The sequence below is a fragment of the Nitrosomonas eutropha genome, from assembly GCF_900116685.1.
Taxonomy (GTDB): domain Bacteria; phylum Pseudomonadota; class Gammaproteobacteria; order Burkholderiales; family Nitrosomonadaceae; genus Nitrosomonas; species Nitrosomonas eutropha_A.
The window spans coordinates 144,013-169,354 of record NZ_FPBL01000004.1; the positions used below are offsets into that span (position 1 = coordinate 144,013).

At 47.6% G+C, this 25,342-nt stretch carries 21 protein-coding genes; 14 read left to right on the plus strand and 7 right to left on the minus strand.

The annotated features are described in order from the left end of the window. Positions 1-48 precede the first annotated feature (48 nt). A complete protein-coding gene (locus tag BM331_RS06320) occupies positions 49-1,437 on the minus strand; it encodes an aspartate aminotransferase family protein (RefSeq protein WP_074928050.1) in 1,389 nt (462 codons plus the stop codon). A 412-nt stretch (positions 1,438-1,849) separates the two neighbouring features. Between BM331_RS06320 and BM331_RS06325 the strand changes: the two genes are divergently transcribed. From BM331_RS06325 to BM331_RS06390, 14 genes are all read left to right on the plus strand, one after another. After that, a complete protein-coding gene (locus BM331_RS06325) occupies positions 1,850-2,266 on the plus strand; it encodes a nitrosocyanin (protein ID WP_074928052.1) in 417 nt (138 codons plus the stop codon). A gap of 292 nt (positions 2,267-2,558) precedes the next feature. Beyond that, the gene (gene ndk / locus BM331_RS06330; protein WP_074928054.1) at positions 2,559-2,984 is read left to right on the plus strand and encodes a nucleoside-diphosphate kinase; all 426 of its coding nucleotides are present in this window, start codon (positions 2,559-2,561) and stop codon (positions 2,982-2,984) included. Positions 2,985-3,021: 37 nt separating this feature from the next. Continuing rightward, complete coding sequence (gene rlmN / locus BM331_RS06335; protein WP_074928056.1) at positions 3,022-4,161, plus strand: dual-specificity RNA methyltransferase RlmN; 1,140 nt, start codon at positions 3,022-3,024, stop codon at positions 4,159-4,161. Positions 4,162-4,197: 36 nt separating this feature from the next. Then, on the plus strand, positions 4,198-4,998 hold the full coding sequence (gene pilW / locus BM331_RS06340; RefSeq protein WP_256214838.1) for a type IV pilus biogenesis/stability protein PilW: 801 nt from the start codon (positions 4,198-4,200) through the stop codon (positions 4,996-4,998). Beyond that, positions 4,988-6,064: a helix-turn-helix domain-containing protein gene (locus BM331_RS06345; protein WP_074928058.1), complete on the plus strand. Its 1,077-nt coding sequence runs from the start codon at positions 4,988-4,990 to the stop codon at positions 6,062-6,064. The genes pilW and BM331_RS06345 overlap by 11 nt, the downstream gene beginning before the upstream one ends. Positions 6,065-6,098: 34 nt before the next feature. Then, a complete protein-coding gene (gene ispG / locus BM331_RS06350; protein ID WP_074928060.1) occupies positions 6,099-7,343 on the plus strand; it encodes a flavodoxin-dependent (E)-4-hydroxy-3-methylbut-2-enyl-diphosphate synthase in 1,245 nt (414 codons plus the stop codon). Next, positions 7,336-8,598, plus strand: coding sequence for a histidine--tRNA ligase (gene hisS / locus BM331_RS06355; RefSeq protein ID WP_074928062.1), 1,263 nt, complete (start codon positions 7,336-7,338; stop codon positions 8,596-8,598). Before ispG ends, hisS begins: the two co-directional genes overlap by 8 nt. Positions 8,599-8,620: 22 nt before the next feature. Continuing rightward, positions 8,621-9,262 carry a YfgM family protein gene (locus BM331_RS06360; protein WP_074928064.1) on the plus strand — a complete coding sequence of 214 codons (642 nt, stop codon included), beginning with the start codon at positions 8,621-8,623 and terminating at the stop codon, positions 9,260-9,262. Then, positions 9,262-10,491, plus strand: a complete 1,230-nt coding sequence (gene bamB / locus BM331_RS06365) for an outer membrane protein assembly factor BamB (RefSeq protein WP_074928067.1) — start codon at positions 9,262-9,264, stop codon at positions 10,489-10,491. The genes BM331_RS06360 and bamB overlap by 1 nt, the downstream gene beginning before the upstream one ends. A gap of 51 nt (positions 10,492-10,542) precedes the next feature. After that, entirely contained in the window at positions 10,543-11,949 is a 1,407-nt protein-coding gene (der, locus tag BM331_RS06370) for a ribosome biogenesis GTPase Der (protein WP_074928069.1), read from the plus strand. 243 nt (positions 11,950-12,192) lie between these two features. Then, complete coding sequence (locus BM331_RS06375) at positions 12,193-12,525, plus strand: VOC family protein (RefSeq protein ID WP_074928071.1); 333 nt, start codon at positions 12,193-12,195, stop codon at positions 12,523-12,525. Positions 12,526-12,584: 59 nt separating this feature from the next. After that, positions 12,585-13,001, plus strand: coding sequence for a hypothetical protein (locus tag BM331_RS06380; protein WP_074928073.1), 417 nt, complete (start codon positions 12,585-12,587; stop codon positions 12,999-13,001). An 89-nt stretch (positions 13,002-13,090) separates the two neighbouring features. Beyond that, positions 13,091-13,831: a Dph6-related ATP pyrophosphatase gene (locus BM331_RS06385; RefSeq protein WP_074928075.1), complete on the plus strand. Its 741-nt coding sequence runs from the start codon at positions 13,091-13,093 to the stop codon at positions 13,829-13,831. A gap of 28 nt (positions 13,832-13,859) precedes the next feature. Continuing rightward, a complete protein-coding gene (locus BM331_RS06390; protein WP_011635180.1) occupies positions 13,860-14,201 on the plus strand; it encodes a putative signal transducing protein in 342 nt (113 codons plus the stop codon). A gap of 268 nt (positions 14,202-14,469) precedes the next feature. Here BM331_RS06390 and BM331_RS06395 read toward each other — a convergent pair whose 3' ends face one another. The 6 genes from BM331_RS06395 to mnmE all read right to left on the minus strand — a co-directional run bounded on the left by BM331_RS06395 (position 14,470) and on the right by mnmE (position 25,302). Beyond that, positions 14,470-17,664, minus strand: coding sequence for a multidrug efflux RND transporter permease subunit (locus tag BM331_RS06395; RefSeq protein WP_074928077.1), 3,195 nt, complete (start codon positions 17,662-17,664; stop codon positions 14,470-14,472). A gap of 17 nt (positions 17,665-17,681) precedes the next feature. Then, positions 17,682-18,890 carry an efflux RND transporter periplasmic adaptor subunit gene (locus tag BM331_RS06400; protein ID WP_074928079.1) on the minus strand — a complete coding sequence of 403 codons (1,209 nt, stop codon included), beginning with the start codon at positions 18,888-18,890 and terminating at the stop codon, positions 17,682-17,684. Between the two features lie 83 nt (positions 18,891-18,973). Then, positions 18,974-20,455 (minus strand): efflux transporter outer membrane subunit, encoded by a 1,482-nt coding sequence (locus BM331_RS06405; protein ID WP_256214842.1) that lies wholly within the window; start codon positions 20,453-20,455, stop codon positions 18,974-18,976. 631 nt (positions 20,456-21,086) lie between these two features. Continuing rightward, positions 21,087-23,204 carry a polyribonucleotide nucleotidyltransferase gene (gene pnp / locus BM331_RS06415; protein WP_074928082.1) on the minus strand — a complete coding sequence of 706 codons (2,118 nt, stop codon included), beginning with the start codon at positions 23,202-23,204 and terminating at the stop codon, positions 21,087-21,089. A gap of 177 nt (positions 23,205-23,381) precedes the next feature. Next, on the minus strand, positions 23,382-23,651 hold the full coding sequence (gene rpsO, locus BM331_RS06420; protein WP_074455931.1) for a 30S ribosomal protein S15: 270 nt from the start codon (positions 23,649-23,651) through the stop codon (positions 23,382-23,384). Between the two features lie 295 nt (positions 23,652-23,946). Beyond that, on the minus strand, positions 23,947-25,302 hold the full coding sequence (gene mnmE, locus BM331_RS06425) for a tRNA uridine-5-carboxymethylaminomethyl(34) synthesis GTPase MnmE (RefSeq protein ID WP_371265343.1): 1,356 nt from the start codon (positions 25,300-25,302) through the stop codon (positions 23,947-23,949). Positions 25,303-25,342 lie beyond the last annotated feature (40 nt).

A 25,342-nucleotide genomic window follows, 5' to 3' on the forward strand; every position in this document is an offset into this window, starting at 1 on the left:
TCAATTTTGCCTTGCACTGCATCCCTTGATCGAGACCTTGAACAGGTTCTAAGCATGTAATTTTGCACGCAGTGCCCGGGTTGCCAGTACTTTGCCAAAATCCCAGACTGCAGCAGGGCCGCGATGCGCGCTGGCGACAACATCACTAACTGCTGAAACAATCCATTGCACATCAGATTCCGTCAGGATGAGCGGTGGAATAAACTTGACGATATTCATGCCGCGACCGGCCACTTGGGACAAAATCCGGTGCTGTCTGAATAGCGGGACGGTTATCAGTTGCGAAAACAATCCTTTGTTGGCAGCCTCAAGCATTTTCCATGACAGTTTCAGCGAAAGGCTTTTTGTCGGTTCGGTAAATTCCAGTGCAATCATCATTCCTTTGCCGCGCACTTCCTTGAAGCATTCATATTGCTCCGTCAGAGGGGTTAGTGCTTCCATGATGACAGTACCAGTGCGGGCGGAATGTTCGATCAGGTTTTCTGCTTCTAGCACTTCCAATGTGGCCAGACCGGCTGCCATGGCCAAATTGTTTTTGCCAAATGTGCTGCCATGGACGACAGCACGGTCCATGCGATTGAAAACACGGTCAAAGATCCATTCCCTGCAAACCAATGCGCCTACTGGAACGAATCCTCCGGACAGCGTCTTGGAGATGCATATAATATCGGGCTCGACCGACCAGTGTTCGACTGCCCACCATTTACCGGTTCGACCCAGCCCGGTTTGTATTTCATCGACGATGAATACGGCGCCATATTTACGGGCAAGCTTTGCTGCTTGTGGTAGGTAGTCATCATCCGGTATCCACACGCCGTGTCCTTGAATCGGTTCAGTAATAAAGGCGGCAACATCTCCTTGGGCAAGTGCTTGCTCTAGTGCTTCAAGATCGTTGAACGGGATTTCAATGAAATCAGGTACCAGCGGGCCGAAACCTTGTTTGTAATGATCGTCTCCTGTGGCGGAGAGCGAGCCGAGGCTCAATCCGTGGTAGCAACCATGGCAGAAAATGACTTTAGATTTTCCGGTGGCATAACGACTGAATTTAATCGCTGCTTCGACTGTTTCAGTGCCTGAGTTGGCAAAAAAAACACGATTTAATCCATCCGGAGTCAGTTTTACCAGTTTTTCTGCTAATAATCCGGCTAGTAACGACACATCGAGCTGGACGAGATTGGGTAAATCAGCTTCCAGTGTACTTTTAAGTACTTCGACGATCTCCGCGTGGTTGCGTCCCAATGCGAAAACGCCAAAGCCACTCAACAAATCCAGGTAGCGGTTGTCCTGATCATCAAACAGGTAAGCGCCCTGGGCTCTGACATAATAACGGTCAAAATCAATTGTTTTAAGTACCTTGACCATCTGGCTATTGAGATACTTGTCATGCAGGGAGAAATTTTCTCTGCCGCGATTCTGGATAAGATCCTGGATTTTCATGAATGGGGACTCCGGAGCAAGACGGATGCTGGTAAGAAAATATAGGAGTGTAAAAGATCAGATCAGCGACATTCTACATTAATCTAAGCGGGGTTATTGTATGCAGACAGAATTGAAAGTCTTTATGTATGATTTTACAGTGTTTTTTGCAGGAGAGTGATTGCTCGTCAGTTGAGTTGACATTGACATTTTTTGTCATTTTGTCTAGAATCTTGCGCCGGAGCTCTAGAGTTAAAGAGTAGTGAGTTCCTGAATAGCTGAAATGGTAGTAAACAGGTTTTTCTGATGGGCGGCAATGTGCTTTTCAGAGAAATATCTATTGGCTAGCTTGCGGGTGATCGCATGATATGGCCGTCAGATCGGCGAAACTCTTTCGCCAAATAAAACATAAATCTAGGTAGAGGAGCTAATAATGAAATTGACAAAGACAATGCTTGCTGGTTTTGCTGCTGGAGCGTTGCTGCTGGCAGGTGCTGCTCAGGCGGATGATCATAGCGAATTGAAAGTGGTTATCAATGCTTATGACACCACTATTCCCGAGCTGAACGTGGAAGGTGTAACAGTGAAAAATATCCGTGCATTCAATGTATTGAATGAGCCGGAAGCACTGGTTGTTGAGAAGGGAGATAAGGTCAGTATCGTTGTTGAGAACAAGTCACCTATCAGTGAAGGATTCTCAATTGATGCCTATGGTATCAAGGAAGTACTTAAAGCTGGCGAAACCAAGACCATCAGCTTTACCGCTGACAAAAAAGGTGCTTTCAATATTTATTGCCAGCTTCATCCACAAAACATTCATTTGCCCGGTTCCCTTAACGTTGTAGATTAAGTTTTAGAATTACGGTAGATGAGAAAACAGGCCGGATTAATCTGGCCTGTTTTTTGTAAGTGTGTGTAAAACTCTGTCTGAAATTGATTCGGTGTTCTACCGTATCGTAGATATCTTTGCTGCGTTTTAAAGCTTGATACCAGGAGATATCAGAGCCTCTTTTTTGTAAGTATCCAACTGCACCTTTTGTGCGCTTCCTTTTCTAATTCCCTAAGTTACTGTTTGGTAAATCACATAAAGGTATTTTTGTTAGAATACTGGTTTGTGATGAACTATTTCTATGAGGTATTTGATGGCAGTTGAAAGGACGTTGTCCATAATTAAGCCCGACGCAGTAGCAAAAAATGTTATTGGGCAGATCTATGCAAGATTTGAAGCGGCTGGCTTGAAGATTGCTGCTGCTCGCATGGCGCATTTATCAAGAGTTGAAGCAGAAAATTTTTACGCAGTCCACAGGGAAAGACCTTTCTTTAAAGATCTGGTTGAATTCATGATTTCCGGGCCGGTGATGATCCAAGTGCTGGAGGGGGAAAATGCAATTGTCAAAAATCGTGAGTTAATGGGTGCCACAGATCCGAAAAAAGCAGAAAAAGGCACGATTCGCGCTGATTTTGCAGAAAATATTGATGCCAATGCTGTGCATGGTTCAGATGCACCAGAAACCGCCGCTGTGGAAATAGCCTGTTTCTTTCCATCTTTAGAAGTTTATTCACGCTGAAAATCTGTGAATTTACTGATCTAAAAGGCCGGATACAATGATTAACCTGCTTGATTTCAATAAAACGGGACTTATCCATTTTTGCGAAGAGATGGGTGAAAAGCCTTATCGTGCGAGGCAATTATTGCGCTGGGTACACCAGTCCGGCAAGACGGAATTTATGGAGATGAGTGATCTGGCAAAAACCTTTCGTCAAAAATTGATCGAGTGTGCTGTTGTTCATCCACCTGAAATTATTAGTGACCATACTGCGGGAGATGGTACTCGTAAATGGCTGTTATCGACGGGTACGGGGAACGCGGTGGAAATGGTTTTCATTCCCGAGCCTAATCGGGGCACGCTTTGTGTTTCCAGTCAGGTTGGCTGTGCACTGGCATGCAGCTTTTGTTCTACCGGCCGGCAGGGTTTTAATCGTAACTTGAGTGTGGCAGAAATTATTGGCCAATTATGGTGGGCTAACCGACTACTCGAAGCCCGGGTTAGCGAGTCATCTTCTCCAGATGCTGCGCAGATTCGAGCAGATAATACAGACACAAGACGACCGGTTACGAATGTTGTCATGATGGGAATGGGAGAACCGCTGGCCAATTTCGAAAACGTGGTGACTGCACTTGATCTGATGCTGAGTGATGATGCCTATGGTTTGTCACGCCGTCGGGTAACGGTGAGTACATCTGGCCTGGTTCCTGTGTTGGATCGCCTGCGTGAACGTTGTCCGGTGGCGCTCGCAGTTTCGTTACATGCACCGAATGATGCCTTGCGAGATCAGTTGGTGCCAATCAATAAAAAGTATCCAATCAGGGACTTGCTGGCAGCCTGTGAGCGCTACCTGTCGGCCGCACCGAGAGATTTTATTACGTTTGAATATGTTATGCTGAAAGGTGTGAATGACAGCATAGCGCTGGCGCACGAGCTGGTGCAGGTAGTCAGAAATATCCCGTGTAAACTCAATTTGATTCCGTTCAATACGTTTGCAGGTTCTGGCTATGAGCGATCAAGTGCTGATGCTATTAACAATTTTCGGGATGTATTGATGCAAGCAGGAATCGTCACGACAGTACGCAAAACGCGCGGGGATGATATTGCAGCTGCTTGTGGCCAACTGGCGGGACAAGTAAAGGATAAGACGCGCAGAACAGGTACATGTGGATCTGTCCGAGCCGTGGTTATCGGGTGAAAAGGTTTATAAATCCAGTGTTGGCGGTGAACAATTGTGAGCAATATAAGCAAGCTGATTAGAGCAGGTGTTGTCGGATTTCTGGTCTGGCTGGCGGGTTGTGAGCATGTGCCGGTTCAGGAAAAACCAACTCCTGAGGAATTGAAGCAGCGTGCATTGCAGAGTGCAAAAATTCATACTGAGCTGGCAGGGCAGTATTATCATCGTGGTCAGTACCGGATAGCGATAGAAGAAGCCGGCATAGCACTGCGAAAAAAATCCGATTATGCACCGGCTTACAATATGCTTGGGCTGGTTTATATGGATCTGCAAGAGGATGGTCAGGCAGAGTGGAACTTTGAGCGTGGACTTGGAATTACGCCGAATGATCCGGATATACGCAACAATTTTGGCTGGTTTTTATGCCAGAGAAAGCCCGATAGAATGGAACAGGCGATCGATCATTTTATGGCGGCTGTGCGTGATCCCTTATATGAAACTCCCGAGAGAACTTATACCAATGCAGGGTTATGTGTTCTGAAGCAAAATAATTTTGAGCAGGCACAAGGTTTCTTTCAGCAAGCGTTGGTGATCCGTCCTGGCTATGCTCTGGCTCAGCTTGGGATGGTGGAGCTGGATTTCAGCCGGGGGGAGGTGAAGAAAGCCTGGTCATCGATTATCCAGTATCTGCAAACCTATTCTCCTACGCCGGGTAGTTTATGGCTGGCTGTTCGTATCGCGCGAGCGAACGGCGATATCAATGCAGAAACCAATTATGCTTTTCAATTACAGAAGCGTTTTCCCGATTCCAGTGAAGCCAGGGAATTGCGTGCAGATAGATTGAATCATGAAAGATAATGAGATAGATAAAAAAGATATGCCAGGTACGGATCAGAATTCGGTATCTGATAATAATATTGGTGCGACTCAGGAGAATTCTGATCAAGTTGCATCGTTTCGACCTGAACGTCTAGAGACAATCCCGTCATTTCAAACTACTCAGGCCAATCTCTCAATTGATTCAGAAAAGACAGGTGGTGCGGCAACTCCCAATTTTGGGCAAAGATTGCATGATGAGAGAATCAGGCGCGGCATGAATATTGGTGAAGTGGCGCACCGGTTGCGTTTGTCTGAACAACAGATAGAAGCAATCGAAGCGCAAGATTTTTCCAAGCTCCCTGCTGCTGTATTTTTGCGTGGTTATGTGCGTAATTATGCCAACCTGTTGCAGCTCGATGATACGACTCTGCTTGTGGAGGCTGTGCCTCAATCCCGGCCAGCAGACAGTGTTTTTACCAGCAGGAATCCATCACAGCGTTTCAAAGCGATGGAACCTGTTTATCAGTCCGGTCGTGGTGGTCGAAGTGGATGGCTGCTGTATGTTGCGGTGATACTGGTGGCATTTGTGGCTTATGGGTTTTATCATGAAGAAATACCGGAAAAGATGGCGCCCTATATGCTGAATGAGGGGGATCAGGTTATCCAGTCTGGTTCCAGTAGCGGGAATGATCAGGTGGCGATAGATCTGACATTGCCCTTGTCTCCGACTGCTTCGGTGTCTTCTTCTGTGGCACCACCTGCATCGGTGGGTGTCAATTTGCCATCAGCTGCGGCAATCTTACCTGCTTTACCTGCCCCATCTGCTCCGGTTGCGGATACAGCTAAGGCTCCGGACAATGGTAAAAAATCATTACACTTTGTCTTTTCCAAGGATTCCTGGGTAAAAATCAAGGATAGTAATGGCCAGATCATTCTCGAAAAAATTAATTCGAGAGGAACTGAGCAGACGATAGAAGGAGAGCCGCCCTTGTATCTCGTGATCGGCAATGCGGCCGGAGTCAGCCTTACCTATAACGGACGTAAGGTTGATCTTGCACCCTATACCCGCGGCAATGATGATGTCGCACGCTTTTCACTTGAATAACCTGTATAAATTTCTGAGATCCGAGTGTTAAACCATGTCTTCTAATAACGTACCTGCCCCGCGCCGGAAGTGTGTGGGTGTCAAAGTGGGTTCGGTGATGATTGGTGGTGGTGCACCGATTGTTGTGCAATCAATGACCAATACCGATACCGTTGATGAGCTGGCCACTGCTCAGCAGGTTGAGCAGCTTGCGCGTGCCGGTTCCGAACTTGTCAGAATTACCGTCAATTCCATGGAGGCAGCGCGAGCAGTTCCCGCAATTCGCGCGCGGCTGGATGATATGGATTGCCATGTTCCGCTGGTGGGTGATTTCCATTTCAACGGGCACAAGTTGCTGACTGCTTATCCGGAATGCGCAAAGGCACTGGCCAAATACCGCATTAATCCGGGAAACGTGGGCCATGGAAAAAAGCGAGACGAACAATTTTCCATACTGATTGAAATGGCCTGCAAGTATGATAAACCAGTTCGTATCGGAGTAAATTGGGGCAGTCTCGATCCGGAGATGCTGGCGCGGATTATGGATGAAAATGCGCATTCTCCAGAGCCACTAGGTGCTTCACAGGTCATGCATAAGGCGCTCATCACCTCTGCACTGGAAAGTGCAGCCAGGGCAGAAGAGCTGGGCTTGGGTCGGGATCACATTGTGTTGTCATGCAAGGTTAGCGGTGTGCAAGATCTGATCGCGGTTTATGGGGAACTGGCTGCACAGTGTGATTACGCACTGCATCTGGGGTTGACTGAAGCCGGTATGGGATCAAAGGGTATTGTTGCTTCGACAGCAGCACTGGCGGTGCTTTTGTTCAAGGGTGTTGGCGATACGATTCGTATCTCTCTGACGCCAGAGCCGGGCGGAGATCGTGCACGTGAAGTTATCGTCGCTCAGGAAATCCTGCAGACAATGGGGTTACGTGCGTTTGTTCCGCTGGTGGCATCCTGTCCGGGATGCGGGCGCACAACCAGTACCTATTTCCAGGAACTTGCCGAAAGCATTCAGATCTATGTGCGTGAACAAATGATCATCTGGCGCGAACAATATGAAGGTGTCGAGAATATGTCGCTGGCGGTCATGGGATGTGTGGTCAACGGACCAGGTGAAAGCAAGCATGCCAATATTGGTATCAGTTTGCCCGGATCAGGTGAAACTCCGGTGGCACCGGTTTTCGTGGATGGTCAAAAGACTGTTACCCTGAAAGGTGACAACATCGCTGGCGAATTCCGTGTGATCGTTGATGAATACGTGCGCACCAAATACCGGAAGAAAGCAGCCAATGCCTGAAGCAATCAGGGCGGTACGCGGGATGAACGACATCCTGCCTGACGAAAGCGGTTTGTGGGAGTTTTTCGATGACACAATCCGTACTTGGCTGGCTGGCTACGGTTATCGTAATTTACGAACCCCTATTGTTGAGCAGACCGATTTGTTCGTCCGTTCAATCGGGGAAGTTACTGATATCGTCGAGAAAGAGATGTATTCGTTCATTGATCAACTCAATGGCGAGAATCTGACATTGCGCCCGGAAGGAACAGCTTCCTGTGTGCGTGCGGTAATTGAACATAATCTACTATATTCCGGCCCCCAGCGCCTGTACTACAGCGGTCCAATGTTCCGGCATGAACGCCCGCAGAAAGGGCGTTATCGCCAGTTTCATCAGGTTGGTGTGGAAGCGCTTGGATTTCCCGGCCCGGATATCGATGCAGAACTCATTATTATGTGCGCGCGGTTGTGGCGTTTGCTGGATATTCCGGATGTACGTCTTGAAATCAGCACACTTGGCAGTATTGAGTCACGTTTAGTTTATCGTACGCGCCTGATCAGCTATCTGGAAAAATTTTATGATGAACTTGATGAAGATGCGCGCCGGCGATTGAAAACCAACCCGTTGCGTATTCTTGATAGTAAAAATCCGGCCATGCGTGAAATACTGGAAGGCGCCCCCCACCTGTTCGATGATTTGGATGAAGATTCACTTATTCATTTTGATGCACTGCAGCGGATTTTGCGCAACCAGGGGATCAGTTTTGAAATCAACCACCGTCTGGTCAGAGGGCTGGATTACTATAACCGCACGGTGTTCGAATGGGTGACTGACAAATTGGGGGCTCAGGGAACCATCTGTGCAGGTGGGCGTTATGACGGACTGATTGCGCAGATTGGCGGCAAACCAGCGCCGGCGTGCGGTTTTGCGATGGGAATAGAGCGGATACTGTCTCTGATCCGTGAAACTGATGCTGCTGAAATACACACTGTTCCTGATGTTTATGTTGTTCATCAAGGAGATATTGCGGCTGGATTTTCCTGGAAAGTTGCAGAATCTTTGCGGGATGAAGGCTTCAAGGTTGTGCTACATAGCGGCGGGGGAAGCTTCAAGGCACAGATGAAAAAAGCTGATGCCAGTGGCGCACGGTTTGCCGCTATCATCGGGGACGATGAGGCTGCAACCGGACAGGTCAGTATCAAGTCATTGCGTGAGGCAGCGGAGCAGGTCAAAATTGATTTGACGAAAGTCACCGTATTTCTGGGAAATATTTAATGAAGATGGAAGGTAAGAAATAATGTCTGCATACGATTTTGAAGAACAGGAAAAAATAGATCGGCTGAAGGCTTGGTGGTCTGCTAATGGCGCAACGTTGTTGCTTACCATAGTTGTTTTTGCGGCAGCAGTGGTGGGTACCCGGTTATGGAATCATTACAAGGGCGAACAGGCCCAACAGGCGGCTGATTTATATACCGTTCTCCAGCAACAGGTCGAAAAAGGAAGCGAGCTTGTAAAAATAACAGATGCTGCACAGCTGCTCACCCAAGGTTTTCCCGAGAGTGGCTATGCCTCGCGTGCAGCGCTGATTGCTGCCCATTCTGCAGTGCAGGCTGGCAATAACCAGTCTGCCAGGGATATGCTGCAATGGGTGCTCGATCATACCGAGGAACCCGAAGTAAAAGATCTTGCCCGGATACGACTGGCAAATGTGCTGGTGGATGAGGGTAAATATGATCAGGTACTGTCATTATTGAACGCGCAGCATGGTGCTTCTTTTACTGGACTTTATGCGGATTTGCGGGGAGATGCACTGGCTGCTTCCGGGAAAACAGATGAAGCACGTGCAGCCTATCAAAAGGCACTTGACAGCCTGGATACGCAGGGTGCCTACCGGAACGTGGTACAGATGAAACTGGATGTCTTAAGAGAACATCAGTAGTGGCTGGAAATATTCTGTTATTGATTCTTGATTATGTTTTTCATGCAGGCAGCCGGATGTTGCGTGCCTGTATCCTTTCTTTACTGATCCTGCTAAGCGGTTGTGCAAATTTGAACGAACTGGGAGGGGGACATTTAACTGATCTTTTCAGTAGCGAAGAAGATGAGGTTGAAATCGATGAAGCCGAGATTGCTGCGTTGCAGACATTGGCTCCGATCAGCCCGCTCTGGCAAATCAAGCTGGCGGAAAGTAAAACTGCAGTTTTTTTGCCAGTTTACGATAACGGAGCCCTGTACGTTGCTGATGAAGATGGGCGTTTGGTCAAACTCGACCCGGTGACTGGTCACGAGATTTGGCGTATAGAGACCAAATCACAGCTTTCCGGGGGAGTTGGTGCTGGCGGGGGAATGATTCTGCTTGGAACCTACAAGGGTGAGGTGCTAGCATTTGATGAAGCGGGCAATGCCTTGTGGCAATCCCGGGTTCCCGGTGAAGTTTTGAGCCCACCTAAGACAGACAGCGGCATTGTAGTAGTGCGTACCGGTGACAGTAAATTATTTGGCCTGAGCGCAACGGATGGAAAACGTATCTGGAGTTATCAAAGTGTAACACCACCGCTGACAGTAAGAAGTTTTGTCGGTGTATCAATTACCCGGGGTGCTGTTTTTGCTGGATTTCCCGGCGGAAAATTAATTGCACTGGATTTACTTACCGGTAATGTAGGCTGGGAAGAAACCGTTTCACAGCCGCATGGTGTTACCGAGCTGGAACGTATGACTGATATCAGCAGTCTGCCGATTGTCGATGAAAACCAGGTGTGCGCCGTGGCTTATCGCGGACGTGCTGCCTGCTTCGAAATTTCCAGCGGCAATCAGATCTGGGTGAGAGATGCGTCAAGCAGTATGGGTATGGTGATTGATAGCCATCACGTATACATCAGCGAAGAACATGGAGTTGTCGCTGCTTATGACAAAAGTAGTGGTACGGCCGTCTGGAAGCGTGGAAAGCTGGGCAGCCGGAAGCTCTCTGGCTTGCTGATCGTCAGAGGTAACCGGCTGGTAGTCGGAGATGATCAAGGGTTTATTACTCTGATCAATCGTCAGGATGGCTCCCTGCTTGCCCGTTCACCCACCGATGGGAGCATGATTTTGTCGCGTGCTGAATATCTGCCGGATGGCTTTGTTGTACAAACACTCAAAGGCGGTGTTTTCGCTTTTTCCTTGCAATAACCGGATTTTTCTATGCTTTCCGGGTAAAGCATTTTTCATATCTCCTTTATCATGAAACCCACTCTCGTACTGGTTGGGCGTCCGAATGTCGGAAAATCGACATTATTCAACCGTCTGACTCGCAGTCGTGATGCGATTGTGGCAGATATTCCCGGATTGACGCGTGACCGTCACTATGGCCACGGCAGGCTGGGCCTGAAACCCTATCTCGTGGTGGATACCGGCGGTTTTGAGCCTGTAGTCAAATCCGGCATCCTGCATGCTATGGCCAGACAAACCCTGCAGGCCGTGGATGAGGCCGATGTTGTGCTGTTTATCGTCGATGGCCGTCAAGGCCTGGCCTCGCAAGACAAAATCATTGCAGATCAGCTGCGTAAAACTGGCCGAAAAATAATACTCGTTGTCAATAAAGCCGAAGGGATGTCTTATTCGACAGCAGCAGCTGAATTTCATGAATTGGGACTGGGTACACCCTGTGTTGTTTCAGCTTTGCATGGAGAACATCTCGGTGAGTTAATTGATTTTGCACTGGAGGATTATCCGTATGCGGAAGATATCGAAGCCGAGCCCGGTCAGGAAAAATACCCCGTCATTGCCATTGCCGGTCGCCCGAATGTCGGCAAATCCACACTGATCAATACGCTTCTGGGTGAAGAACGGATGATTGCTTTTGATCAGCCAGGTACTACCAGGGACAGTATTTATATTGATTTTGAATATAGCCAGCGCCGCTATACCTTGATCGATACGGCAGGCTTGCGCCGATCAGGTAAAGTTTGGGAAACCGTGGAAAAATTCTCGGTAGTCAAAACCCTGCAATCGATTGAAGCTGCCAACGTGGTTGTCCTGGTACTGGATGCGCAAAGCGGTATCTCTGAACAGGATGCACATATTGCCGGGTTCATACTGGAAACTGGTCGTGCACTGGTTATTGCAATTAACAAATGGGATGGTATGGATGATTACCAGCGCGATACCACCAAACGAGAGTTTGAACGAAAGCTCGCTTTTCTGAATTTTGCCAATCTGCATTATATTTCTGCCCTGTATGGCAATGGAGTAAAGGCATTGATGCCTTCGGTTGATGCAGCCTACACTGCAGCCATGGCGCATATTCCGACACCTAAACTCACGCGTGTCATGCTGGCTGCTGTTGCCAGGCAACAGCCACCGCGCGGCGGAGTATCACGGCCAAAACTGCGCTATGCGCACCAGGGAGGGGAAAACCCTCCGCTGATTATTGTGCATGGCTCCATGCTTGATCATGTTCCCCAAACCTATCGCCGCTATCTCGAAAATACCTTCAGAGATGTGTTCGAGTTAAAAGGCACTCCGTTACGAGTGGAGTTCAGGACAGGCCATAACCCCTATGCTGGCAAAAAAGCGCCACCTTTGACCGAAGAAGAGGCGCGGCGCGCCCATAGTCGTCGTCGTCGCAATCGCAAGAAATATGGTTGATTCCGAGAATAAGAACTTGGGTTAAACTTGTTGAATTGTTCGTAGTATCGAGTAGGTTGAAGATGTATCACTTTTACTTCCTGCAGATAGATACCTGTAATGGATTGATAAGCAAGCTGATAGCTTCTAATTCTATTGATAGCGATTACATGATCAATACTATTCTGGAAATATGTGACAACACACAAGTTTTATTGGATAAATTGTCTTGTACATTGCGTTAGACCTGCTGGGAGATTCTACATGCCATTAACACTTCTCTTGCACACTGGTGACCTGAAAGAGACCCGCAAATTCTATGAATCGGTGCTGGGCTTCGACGCATTCGATACTGCGGAGGGCACGCTCACCGTTGAAAAGCAAGGTGGCAAGCTCATCTTCACTGAGCTTTGGGGCGCGCCTGATGGCTTCTCTGGCACCATCTACTTCACGGTTCCGGACGCAGATAGCTACTTCACATCTATCCAGAACAAAGTTGACGTGGCTTGGCCAATCCAAGACATGTCATATGGCTCTAGAGAGTTTGGCATCAAGGACTGTAATGGCTACCATTTGGCCTTCCAGCAGCAGGTCTAACGATTCGTTCAAGCCGAACCCGCTTCTTAATTCAGGTGTTATGTATTAAGGGTGATTCAGTGCTCAAGCCAGTAGTACAGGAAGAAACTACCGGATGCGGAATTGCATCAGTTGCCAATATCTTGGGTAAAACCTATTCGGAGATGAAGGCCATCGCTAATGCGATGGGTATCCATGCCTCTGATAAATCGCTGTGGTCGGATATTCAGTACGTCCGGCGTATGCTGTCTTGCGCGGGTGTGGAAACATCTAGTAGTGAAATTCCGTTTGAGTCCTGGGATACATTACCTGATCTAGCATTGTTGTCTATCAAGCATTATCAAGAAGAAGATAAAGACTTCTGGCACTGGGTGGTGTTCAAGCGCGTGAATGACCAACCTCTTGTGCTGGATTCGGCCAGTTATCTACCTTCTAATATCCGCCAGGATTTCGATGCGATGCAACCCAAATGGTTTATCGAGGTCAAGAATACATAACGATTCAATCCAACCGATTATCATCTAACTACTTGGATTGTGCCAATTATCTTAGGCGTTAGCCACTTGAAACGACAGAGCTTTCATCAATGAAGCAGCGAGTCTTTCTCTCCTGGAGTACTGGTAAGGACAGTGCCTGGTCGCTGCATGTACTGCGGCAAGATCCGGATGTAGAGGTTATCGGCCTCCTGACAACCGTTAATGCTACATACGAGCGGGTTGCAATGCACTCAACTCGGCTTGCGCTTGCCGAGGCGCAGGCTCATACGGTTGGGCTTCCGTTGCACATCATTCCACTGCCGTGGCCGTGTTCCAATGAAGTGTATGAGCGCGAGATGCGTCGCGCTATCAAAGGTATTGTTGAGAGCGGTGCAACGCATATCGCCTTTGGTGATCTGTTTCTGGCAGATATCCGTGCGTACCGCGTCAAGCAGCTCGAAGGCTCTGGTCTTCAACCATTGTTTCCTATCTGGCATCAACCCACTGATTCTCTGGCACATCGTATGATTGATGCCGAGGTCGTCGCTGTGGTGACGTGCGTTGATCCGAAGCAACTTTCACCATCATTCGTTGGCCGGATATTCAATCATACCTTTCTGAACGATTTGCCGGAGAGTGTTGATCCATGTGGCGAAAACGGAGAGTTTCACACGTGCGTCCTTGCAGGGCCGATGTTCCAGGAGTCACTCTGTGCAAGCGTCGGCGAAGTAGTAGAACGTGATGGATTCTATTTTGCCGATCTTATACCGGATGGTGCAATCGGTTATGCTCCGGCAGCTAACAACGTAATCCAGCCGATGCCCGCCCGTTACACGGGTTTACGCCGATGATTTCGGGCGTTGGATAACAATTTGTCACATGAAAAAACTTTATACAGCCAATAATTTATTGGAGGCGCACATTATCCAAGATTTTCTGGCTAATGCTTATATTCCGTCCAGGTTGTTCAATGAGTATGCGCAGGGAGGGGTAGGAGAAATTCCGTTTACCCATGCTTATCCGGAAGTTTGGGTAGTACGTGATCTTGACTATGATCGCGGGCGAGCGATTGTTGCGGCCTATGAACAGGCCCCACAAATAACTGATAGTGTTTTCTGCTCGCAGTGTGGTGAGGAAAATCCGAGTAATTTTCAACTATGTTGGCAATGTGGTGCCGGGCTGGAGGTTGTCAAGGAAGGGCTCTCACCTCCTGACGCCTGAAAATCACTTTGATGGATACCAGCTACACACCGATTGTGATCAAGCCATTGTTTTGCATCCATTATCCATGGGAATCGTGAGTAATGGATTTGTCTGTAAATAAATATTATAAGTCTTTCAATTCTTTATCAAGCGTTAGGGCATGCCGGTGGATCCATTCCAACAGCATTATTGTAGGTTCCTCTTTATCCCGGCTTTGGGTATCAGTATTGTTTTCAGCTCCTCGTGCAGCGAGATAATTCTTACGCAGGTTTGGGATGGATAGCTATCAGTTATCATTAGTATTTTTCTGGTTATCAGTGAGGGTTGTCTGATTCCCAGTTTCAACCTGTACAACTTCAGGAATGGGGCGTCTGGTTCGATGTGTGATTTTTCCAATTAATACGAAAAAGAGTGGCACGAAAAATATAGCGAGGAAAGTGGCTGCCAACATGCCTCCTAGTACAGTTGTACCAATAGCGATACGACTGGCGGCCCCTGCGCCGGATGAGATCACAAGTGGGGATACCCCCATGATAAAGGCCATGGAGGTCATGATGATCGGGCGGAAGCGAACCCGGGCTGCTTCCAGAGCGGCTTCGGTCAGTGATGCACCATTGGCATACAGATCATTGGCGAACTCTACAATAAGGATGGCGTTTTTGGCAGATAATCCGATCAGGGTAATTAACCCGACCTGAAAATAAATATCATCAGTCAGTCCGCGCGTCCAGATGGCTAGCAATGCTCCTAATATACCGAAAGGCACTGCCAGAATCACAGCAAACGGAATAGACCAGCTTTCATACAGGGCTGCCAACACCAGAAATACCATAAGCAGGGCAAAGGAAAGTATCCATATTTTTTGTCCACTGGCTGCCTTCTTTTCCTGATAAGTAATTCCGCTCCAGTCGATGGTATAGCCCTTGGGCACCAGTACTTCATTGGCCACTTCTTGCAGTGCATCCAGAGCCTGTCCGGAACTATAGCCTGGCGCTGCACTGCCTAGCACGAGTGCGGAGTTGAATCCGTTGAAATGGGTAACTGGATCCGGACCACTGTTGAACTCGGCGGTCACTATAGAATCAAGTGGAATCATTGTGCTAGTTGTTCCCGATTGAGCGCGGACGTAAATATTGCTGATATCGTTCGGGCTGGATCGATACTCAGGCGGTGCTTCGGTTTGTACCCGGTAGACGCGGCCAAACTTGATAAAGTCATTCACATACAAGTTGCCAAAATATGCTTGCATCGTATCGAAGACATCAGATATGGGTACGCCTAAAGCTTTGGCGCGCTCGCGATCTACATGGGCATATAGCCTGGGAGCGCTGACACGAAAATTGGTGCCGGCCATTCCTATAGCCGGGTGTTCCATGGCTTTGTTTACGAATACCTGTGTTGTTTCGGCAAACTCTGAAAAATCTCCTCCACTTGGATCCTGCAATTGGATTGAGAAGCCGCCGGTAGCACCTAGTCCACGGATTGAAGGTGCGTTAAAGGCAAGCACTAATGCTTCAGGAATTTTTGCAAATTCACCAAAGGCGTTGGCAATCAGGCTTTGAACTTGCTCATCGGAATTTTTTCGAGTGTCCCAGTGATGCAACGGCACGAACATCGTAGCGTGATTCGGACCACGGCTGCTGAAGACAAAGTTCATACCAGCCATTGCATCAGTTGAATGAACAGCTGGATTTGACAGAAAATAATTCTCTATTTTTTCCAGAACCTTCTTGGTACGGGAAATGGAAGCGCCATCTGGCAGCTGTACTATCGTAATAAAATAGCCCTGATCTTCTTCTGGAAGGAAGCCTCCCGGCACTGTTTTGAATAAACTGACAGCAAAAAATATTGCTATTAAAAAAACGAAGATTGATAGTACCGACTTTTTTATGATTGTGCCGGCCATGCTGACGTAACGAGTCTGCGCCCAATCAAACGTTCGGTTGAAAATTTTCCAGAATCTATTAGGAGAATCATGGCCGGGTTTGAGTACCAGGGCGCATAAGGCAGGGCTCAGTGTCAGTGCGACGAATCCAGAAATCATGACTGACAATGCAATAGTTACAGCAAATTGTTTGTACAGTTCACCGGTAATGCCACCCAGAAATGCGACGGGCAAGAATACCGAAGCAAGTACCAGAACAATAGCAATCAGTGCCCCAAATAATTCCTGCATGGCTTTTATTGCAGCATTCTTGGGCGTGAGGCCGTCGGCTATGTGGCGTTCGACGTTTTCTACCACAACAATCGCATCATCCACCACGATACCGATGGAAAGCACCATGCCAAACAGGGTGAGCGTGTTAACCGAGAATCCCAGTGCCTCCATTCCCATAAATGTACCAATAAGGGAAATAGGCGCAGCGATAGCCGGTATCAGCGTGGCACGCCAGCTTTGTAAAAAGACAAAGACAACCAGCACAACCAGCAGCAAGGCTTCTGCCAGTGTTTTTACCACTTCATGGATAGAAACTTCAATGAATGTAGTGGTATCGTAAGGAACATCATAGGATGCGCCAGCAGGAAAGTCTTCAGCAAGCCTGTCCATTTCATTCCGGATACGCTGTGCTGTTTCAAGCGCGTTGGCGCCAGGTGAAAGATAAGTCAGCAGGAAAGTATTTGGTCGTCCGTTCTGTCGTGCTTGCAGATCGTAGGATTGTGCCCCCAGCTCCACTTGTGCGACATCTTTCAGTCGTACCATGGAACCATCCGGGTAAGCCCGGATGATCATATCTTCAAATTCTTTTACCTCGCTCATCCGTCCTTTGGTCATAACGGGAATAGTGAGCTCAGTTTCATTGATTACGGGTTCGCGACCGATCCGTCCTGCAGGAAAATCACGATTCTGTTCACGAACGGCAGCGACGATATCATTCGGTGTGAAATTAAGTTGCGCCATCCGGACGGGATCGAGAATCAGCCGCATGGAGTAATTCTGGCCACCGAAGATTGAAGCATCTCCAACACCGGGAAGTCGTTTTATATTATCGAGTACCCTGAGCAGAGCATAATTTGACAGGAATATGGTGTCGTGAGCGGGGTCAGTAGAGCTCAGTGCAACAACCAGCAATAGATCAGGTGAGGTCTTTTTGACCGTTATACCTTGCCGGATAACTTCATCGGGCAGTTGCGGTTCGGCCAGTTTTTGCCGGTTTTGGGTTTGTACTTGCGCGATATCAACATCCGTTCCGATTTCAAACGTGAGCCTCATTGTCATGTGGCCGTCATTTGTGCTGGTGGATTCGTAATACAGAAGATTATCGATACCGGGAAGCTGCACTTCTATCGGGCGCGCAACGGCTTCCGCCACTACATCTGCACTGGCACCCGGATAATCCGCATCAATTTGCACGACAGGCGGCGTAATCTCAGGAAACTGGGCGATCGGGAGATCTCTTAAGGAAACCAGACCGACGATAACGATGATGATGGACAGTACCGATGCAAAAATCGGTCGTTCAATAAAAAAACGGGAATTCATGGCACGCCTTACGCGGTTTATTCTTGATGGTTGCTTGAGGAAGTCTGACTTTCTTCTTTCTGGTAGGGAACAGGGTTTACTTGGATTCCCGGGTGGATTCTGTGGATCCCTTCCACAACCACCTGTTCTCCCGTACGCAGGCCGCTTTCAATCAGCCATTCACTGCCACGCCATGCGCTGGCCAGTACCGGGCGGAGTTCAACCTTTCCTTCATTGATGACATAAACGAATGAGCCGCTTGGTCGCTGCTGCACGGCACGCTGAGGAATCAGAACTGCTTCTGCTCTGCTGTAACCTTTAATACGAACCTTAACAAACTGGCCTGGGTAAAAGTGAGCTTCTCCAGGAGCATTCTTACCAGCGGGGTTGGGAAATGCGAATCGTCCCAGCAACATACCAGTTTCAGGCCGTATGACGATATCTTGAAAATCCAGTAAGCCTTCTTCCGTGTAGACACTACCATCGGAGAAAGTCATTACACCGCGCAACTGGAAAATACTTTCAGGTCTTTCAAGTTTGTGCTCGGAGAGTTCGCGACGGAGGCGCAGCAAATAGCTTTCCGGAACATTTACGTTGACATACATGGGGTCCAGCTGATCAATGGTGGTCAGCAGATTGGTTTGAGCTTCGATCAGGCGCCCTTCATAAAATTGACTACGGTTGATCCGGCCTTCTACCGGAGCGGTGATGAGCGTGTTATCCAGGTCAAATTTGGCCTTGATTACATCATTCTGTGTCGCATCCAGAGTTGCTTTTGCACTACGTACTTCGGCGATGGCATCGTCAACATCTTTTTTGCTGACTGCTTTTTGTTTCAACAGCGGCTGTACCCGAGCGAGATCCTTGTTGGCTTGCTCCAGCCGGGCACGTGCCTGAGTGACCATTGCTTTGCTGCCCAGATAGGCGGCTCTGAAGGGTGTTGGATCAATCAAGTACAGCTTGTCACCTTTTCTGATATTTCGGCCTTCGATATAGAAGATCTTTTTGATAATGCCACTTACCTGTGAACGAATTTCAACCGGCCGGAAAGATTCGGTTTGTCCAATGAACTCAGGTTCATCTGCAATTGTGCGAGTGGTGACAGTTATGACTTCAACCTGCGGAGCAGGGGGGGGGGAATCAGTGGATGATTTTGAGCAACCAGCTAGAAAAGCAAGGAGTAACAAGAAACTTGTTGTTATAACTGCATTGGCTTGCGTGGTTGTTTGACGAAGCGTTTGATACATAATGTTATTCTCGGTAGCTCTGAAGAAATAATCAAAAGATATTCTTAAGTTGGGATAAAAGTCATGAAAGTGCTGTTTACAGTTTATTTCAGTTGTTTGTGCAGTAGCCCGGTTGATATTGGCAGTGGTACATCGGCATCGTCGGCTAGCCAGCCTCCGCCCAGCGCCTTGTAAAGCTGGACGACAGAAACCAGATGCAAATGGCGAGCGATCACAAGTGCGGATTCGGCATCAAATAATTTGCGCTTTGTAAGTAACACGTCAACGTAACTTGTAATTCCTCCCTGATAGCGCAGATTTGCTATCTGTAAAGCCGAACTTAATGCTTCAACCTGTTTCTGCTTGGCTTTGTACTGATCATTTGCTGTTCGAATGGCTGCCAGTGCATCTTCAACTTCCTTGAACGCTACCAGGATGGTTTGTTCGTACTGTGCCAGTGCCTGTTTTGCCTGTGCTTCTGCAGCACGTTGTTCGTATCCGAGTGTTTGTGCATTCAGCAGCGGTCCCGCAAGCCCGAATCCAGCAACGCCAAATTTACTGTCAGAATCCAGCAGACTCGCCAGTGCCGGGCTGGAAAATCCAAAAAATCCTGTTAGCGTTATTCTGGGGAAGCGTGTGGCCTTGGCGACTCCAATTCTGGCAATAGCTGCTTTCAGCGTTTGTTCTGCCTGCAAAATATCAGGGCGCCGTTGCAGTAATTCGGAAGGCAGGCCAGGTGGTATATCGGGAGGGGTGGATTGCCCACTCAGTGAGTATCCTCGTACTACTGGCGCGGGAGTTCTGCCTGCCAGTACGCTAAGCTCATTTTCCTTTTGTGCAATCTGTCTTTCCAGTTCTGCCACTTGGGCAGCGGCTGCAGCACGCTCTGCTTCAAACTGATCCAGATCAAGCCGGGTAGCCAGCCCACCTTCCAGTTGCGCACTGGAGATGACGACAGACTCCTCCCACGAAGTTAATGCGCGGTGGGCAATTTTCAGTTGCGTATCAAACTGTAAAAGATCGAAATAGGATTGTGCCACCGAGCTTACTAACGTCAGAACAACAGCCCGGCGATTTTCTTCGCGTGCCAGCAGATCCGCCCGGGCGGCCTCGTTAGAGCGGCGGATTCTGCCCCAGATATCCAATTCCCAGTTCAGAATGGATTGACCAAAATAGTTATAGGGCGTCGGAAATCCTTTGCGACTGAATCCTCCCAAGGTCTCTATCGGCGCATTACCTTCGATGCTGATGTTCGGAATGAAGTCCATCTGTGTAATACCCAAGCGAGCCTGAAGTTCTTCAACACTGGCTGCCGCTTGTTTGAGATCTTTGTTTTCAGTCAAGGCCTGATCAATCAGCAATTGTAGCTTCTCATCCCGGAGCAGCTCCCACCAGGGAAGATTGGCAATGGATCGCCCCTCTGTTTGAGACAGACGAAATTTTTCTGTGGTATCGATCTGAGGGCGTGAATAGTCAGGGCCCATGGCGCAAGATGTTATTAACAGGCTCGAACATAACAGCAGAACGGGTGTTTGACGACGATCCGACCTGGCTGAAATAAGCCTTCTATTTTTGAAATAAGATATTGCGGTTAATCGAGGCAGTATAGATGTAACGATTCCAATTATATGGAGATGGAAATTTAAGTGTGGCGACATGCCATTACCTTTTTAAACCTTGAATGTATAAAAATTTATTATGCCCTGATTTTCTACGTTTGGCTAAAATTCAACTGGGTTGTGAATAAACAAGTCTGTTGAAGAGGTGGTTGATACTTGCTTGGAACCTGTTCAATATCTCACTGAAGGGCGCATTGCGGCGTTGAAATTGAACTCAAAATGCTCACATACTTCAAGTATGCTGCTTTTTCGTTCAATTTTGCCTTGCACTGTATCCCTTGATCGAGACCTTGAACAGGTTCTTACACAGATACCACTTATGTGGTCGATAAAATTGATGACAAGGCAAATATTCATACCTTATTCCTGTGATATGGACAGAAAAAAACCTGATGTGCCTTTTATTCGGGTGCATGCAGCGAAATCTGTTGCAAGCCTTCTCCCACACTGGTACTGGTACAAGCCAGTCAGATTAATGAATTTGAAAAATGAGGAAGATTTCTCCGGAGATGCTATTTCTCGATTGAAACAAGCATGATTTCCGGAGAACATTCCGAAGTAGAGATAAATTATGATTTATTAAACGGATAACACCAACTTACTTTTCACCGCTTTCAGGAGTGGCTGTTGCTTCTGTGCTGGCTGCCTTCATGCTAAGCCGCAGCCGACCTTTCTCATCTGCCTCCAGCACCTTGACACGAATAATCTGGCCTTCCTTGAGGTGGTCAGCAACGCTTTCGACTCGTTCATTGGCAATTTGCGAGATATGGAGCAAACCGTCTTTTCCAGGAAGAATGCTGACAATGGCACCGAAATCAAGCAATTTGAGTACTGTTCCCTCATAAATCTTGCCAACCTCAACATCAGCAGTAATATTTTCGATACGCCTTTTTGCCTGTTCACCACCTTCATTGCTGATACTGGCAATTGTCACAGAGCCATCATCAGAGATATCGATAGTGGTTCCGGTTTCCTCGGTCAGCGCGCGAATAACTGCTCCACCTTTACCGATCACATCACGTATTTTTTCAGGATTAATTTTGAATTTAATAATACGTGGTGCGTGAACCGATACGCTATCTCTCGCTATTGGGAGAGATTGTTTCATGATATCCAGAATATGGAGTCGCCCTTCTTTTGCTTGAAGTAAGGCTACCTGCATAATTTCTTTCGTGATTCCCTGGATCTTTATATCCATTTGTAATGCAGTGATACCTTCTTCAGTCCCTGCGACCTTAAAATCCATATCACCCAGGTGATCTTCGTCACCAAGGATATCAGTCAGTACGGCAAAGCGATTACCTTCCTTGATTAGCCCCATGGCGATGCCAGCGACATGAGCTTTCAGGGGAGCTCCTGCATCCATCAGTGCAAGACAACCTCCGCAGACAGAAGCCATCGAACTTGAACCATTTGATTCTGTAACTTCAGAGACTACCCGCATCGCATAACCGAATTCTTCCACTGGAGGGAGGACAGCGAGCAGAGCACGCTTGGCCAATCGTCCGTGGCCAATTTCACGCCGCTTGGGTGATCCCACTCTTCCGGTTTCACCCGTGGCAAAAGGAGGCATGTTGTAATGCAGCATGAAACGTTCGGAATAATCCCCTTGGAGTGCATCAATTTTCTGCTCGTCCCGGGCAGTTCCCAATGTGGTTACTACCAGAGCCTGCGTCTCACCCCGTGTAAACAGTGCTGAACCATGAGTACGCGGTAATACGCCATGACGAATGGTAATTGGTCGAACTGTACGTGTTCCGCGGCCATCAATGCGGGATTCCCCATCAAGGATGCTGTTACGCACAATTTTGGCTTCAAGCGCAAAACCGATTTCCTTGATCGCTTGCTCACTGGGACCTTCCTCGGTACCTGCTTTCAATTCGGTAAATACACGTTGCCAGATTTCACTAATTGCTTCTGTTCTGATCGATTTTTGTTTCAGCCGGAATGCATCGCGCAAATCTGCTTCAGCCAGTTGAGTAATTTTTTCAATCAGTGAAAGATCTTTTTCTGCTGGCTCCCAATCCCATGCGGTTACACCAGTCTCATCAGCCAGTTCATTGATCATGTTGATCACCTGCTGCATTTGATCATGGCCATAGGTTACTGCCCCAAGCATGACATCTTCGGAGAGTTCATTAGCTTCTGACTCAACCATCAGCACAGCTTTCTGGGTGCCTGCCACTACGAGATTGAGCTGCGATTTATTGAGCTGGGTAGTGGTCGGGTTAAGGACGTATTCGTTGTCAATATAACCTACGCGTGCTGCACCGATAGGCCCATCAAAGGGGATGCCGGAGAGTATCAGTGCTGCAGATGCACCGATCGTTGCAGGAATATCAGCATCGATTTCAGCGTCTGATGACAATACCATTGCGATGACTTGTACTTCATTGTAAAAACCATCGGGGAAGAGCGGACGTATCGGCCGATCAATCAGCCGGGATGTTAGTATTTCCTTTTCAGAAGGGCGACCTTCACGTTTAAAGAAGCTTCCTGGAATGCGCCCGGCGGAATAAAATTTTTCCTGATAGTCAACTGTGAGCGGGAAAAAATCCTGTCCAGGTTTGGTTTTTTTATCTCCTACTACTGTAACCAGCACAACTGTGTCATCCATGGAAACCATGACAGCGCCATGTGCCTGTTTCGCAATTTCTCCAGTTTCAATGGTGAGCGTATGGCTTCCGTAAGTTATGCTTTTTTTTATCGGTTTCAATTAATAATCCTTCTTTGATCAGATCATGCCCAAGATTGACTGCAAAATTGTATTTAAGTGCAAATCGATCATGGTTATCCGGTTTAGAGTGCAGACGACTGACCAGATTCATCTGCAGCTTTGCAATCATCTGCGATAATTTGTGGAGTGCAGTACGATTAACTACCACATGATTTTTTATTTTCTTAAACCCAGGCGTTCGATCAGGATCCGGTAATTGTCACTATTTTTAGATTTCAGATAATCCAATAGTTTGCGTCGCCGACTAACCATACGCAGCAGGCCGCGACGGGAGTGGTGATCTTTGACATGTTCCTTGAAATGATCAATCAGGCTATTGATTCGTGTTGTCAGTATAGCCACCTGTACTTCTGGCGAACCGGTGTCTCCTGCTACTCTCTGATAATCCAGTATAACCTGGCTTTTTTGATCGGTTGTTACAGCCATTTACTTTCTCCTGCTTGATAATTAATCCATATACTTAACCAGCCACAATTTTACTCTTTAATAAATAGCTTGCCAAATAAAATCAAGGTATTGGAAGCAATTGTGTTTTATTATTCACCAGATTTCTATCTCTATTAAGTAATATCCTGAATCCATACTCGTCTGCTATTGATGAATCACAATTTATTAAATTTTTGTGGATGCATGTATTGCAGTTTTTTATCCAGTTGATCGCACTTCGCTTGGAAAGCAGTTATTTATTTGGAGCGTGACAGCTGGAAACACTTAACACTTATCATTTTCCAATACAAAAACTGGAAAAAATTTCACCCAGTAGATCATCACTTGTGAATTCGCCAGTAATAGATGACAGGGCTTGTTGCGCAAGGCGAAGTTCTTCAGCAAGTATTTCCAGCTGATTTGTAGTATGCAACCAGGCTTTTGCTCTTTCCAGCAATTTTTTTGTGTGCAGCAATGCTTGCAAATGCCGCTGGCGAGCCATGTAAGCACCTTCTCCAGCAATGTTGGTCTGCCAGCCGACAGTTTTAAGTAGTGCTGTCTGTAGCAGCGCTATGCCTTCACCACTTTTTACTGAAAGATAGATAACTGTTCCTGAAGTATCTTCTTCTATACGAGAGAGCTGTCCGGATAAATCAATTTTGTTGTGTACAATCAATACAGGCAGTTTTTCCGACAAATGAGCCAGTACAGAGCGATCTTCCTTGGTCACGCCATAACGGCTGTCAACCAATAGTAATACCAGATCGGCCTGTTCAATTGCAGCGTAGGTACGGGCAATTCCCTGTTGCTCAACGATGTCGTTGGTTTCTCTCAATCCTGCGGTGTCAATTAAATGCAGTGGTATTCCTTCAATTTCGATCGATTGCCGAATGGTATCCCTTGTTGTACCGGGTATTTCGGTGACGATAGCTATCTCATCTCCAGCAAGTCGGTTCAGTAAACTGGATTTACCCACATTGGGTTGGCCTGCCAGTACGATTTTGATTCCTTCCTGTAATAAATTTCCCCGACGGGATGCGGTCAATACTTGTTCCAGTTTTATCTGGATTGAGGCCAGCTGTTCTGCGGCATGAGCGGACTGGAGAAAATCAATCTCTTCTTCCGGGAAATCAAGCGTTGCTTCGACTAGCACACGCAAATCAATCAGCGCGCTTACAAGCTGATGAATCGTCGATGAGAATTCCCCATGTAGTGAGCGCACAGCACAACGTACGGCATTGGCAGTGCTGGCTTCTATCAGGTCGGCTACTCCTTCAGCTTGTGCAAGGTCAAGCTTTTCGTTGAGAAACGCGCGTAGTGTAAATTCACCCGGTTCCGCCAGGCGAGCACCCAGTTGAAGGCAGTGAGCCAACAGCAGGTTCATCACAGCGGGGCCGCCATGTCCGTGCAGCTCCAGTACATCTTCTCCAGTATAGGAGTTGGGAGAAGGGAAATACAGCGCGATTCCCTGATCAATGACTTGATTGTTTTGATCAAGAAAGTTGAATAAACCGGCATGACGCGGATCAGGAAGCTTGCCCAGGATTGTCTGGGCAAGCTGTTTTAGATCTGTCCCTGAAATCCGGACTATTCCAATGCCGCCACGGCCAGGTGGTGTGGCGATTGCTGCGATGGTGCCATTGTTCTTCACCTGGAGAATGACAAGGTGTTGCATACCTTCTTTATCAAAA

Coding starts and splice junctions, on each gene's coding strand:
- BM331_RS06320 (WP_074928050.1), bottom strand. CDS start 1,437: ATGAAAATCCAGGATCTTATCCAGAATCGCGGCAGAGAAAATTTCTCC.
- BM331_RS06325 (WP_074928052.1), top strand. CDS start 1,850: ATGAAATTGACAAAGACAATGCTTGCTGGTTTTGCTGCTGGAGCGTTG.
- ndk (WP_074928054.1), top strand. CDS start 2,559: ATGGCAGTTGAAAGGACGTTGTCCATAATTAAGCCCGACGCAGTAGCA.
- rlmN (WP_074928056.1), top strand. CDS start 3,022: ATGATTAACCTGCTTGATTTCAATAAAACGGGACTTATCCATTTTTGC.
- BM331_RS06345 (WP_074928058.1), top strand. CDS start 4,988: ATGAAAGATAATGAGATAGATAAAAAAGATATGCCAGGTACGGATCAG.
- ispG (WP_074928060.1), top strand. CDS start 6,099: ATGTCTTCTAATAACGTACCTGCCCCGCGCCGGAAGTGTGTGGGTGTC.
- hisS (WP_074928062.1), top strand. CDS start 7,336: ATGCCTGAAGCAATCAGGGCGGTACGCGGGATGAACGACATCCTGCCT.
- BM331_RS06360 (WP_074928064.1), top strand. CDS start 8,621: ATGTCTGCATACGATTTTGAAGAACAGGAAAAAATAGATCGGCTGAAG.
- der (WP_074928069.1), top strand. CDS start 10,543: ATGAAACCCACTCTCGTACTGGTTGGGCGTCCGAATGTCGGAAAATCG.
- BM331_RS06375 (WP_074928071.1), top strand. CDS start 12,193: ATGCCATTAACACTTCTCTTGCACACTGGTGACCTGAAAGAGACCCGC.
- BM331_RS06385 (WP_074928075.1), top strand. CDS start 13,091: ATGAAGCAGCGAGTCTTTCTCTCCTGGAGTACTGGTAAGGACAGTGCC.
- BM331_RS06390 (WP_011635180.1), top strand. CDS start 13,860: ATGAAAAAACTTTATACAGCCAATAATTTATTGGAGGCGCACATTATC.
- BM331_RS06395 (WP_074928077.1), bottom strand. CDS start 17,664: ATGAATTCCCGTTTTTTTATTGAACGACCGATTTTTGCATCGGTACTG.
- BM331_RS06400 (WP_074928079.1), bottom strand. CDS start 18,890: ATGTATCAAACGCTTCGTCAAACAACCACGCAAGCCAATGCAGTTATA.
- rpsO (WP_074455931.1), bottom strand. CDS start 23,651: ATGGCTGTAACAACCGATCAAAAAAGCCAGGTTATACTGGATTATCAG.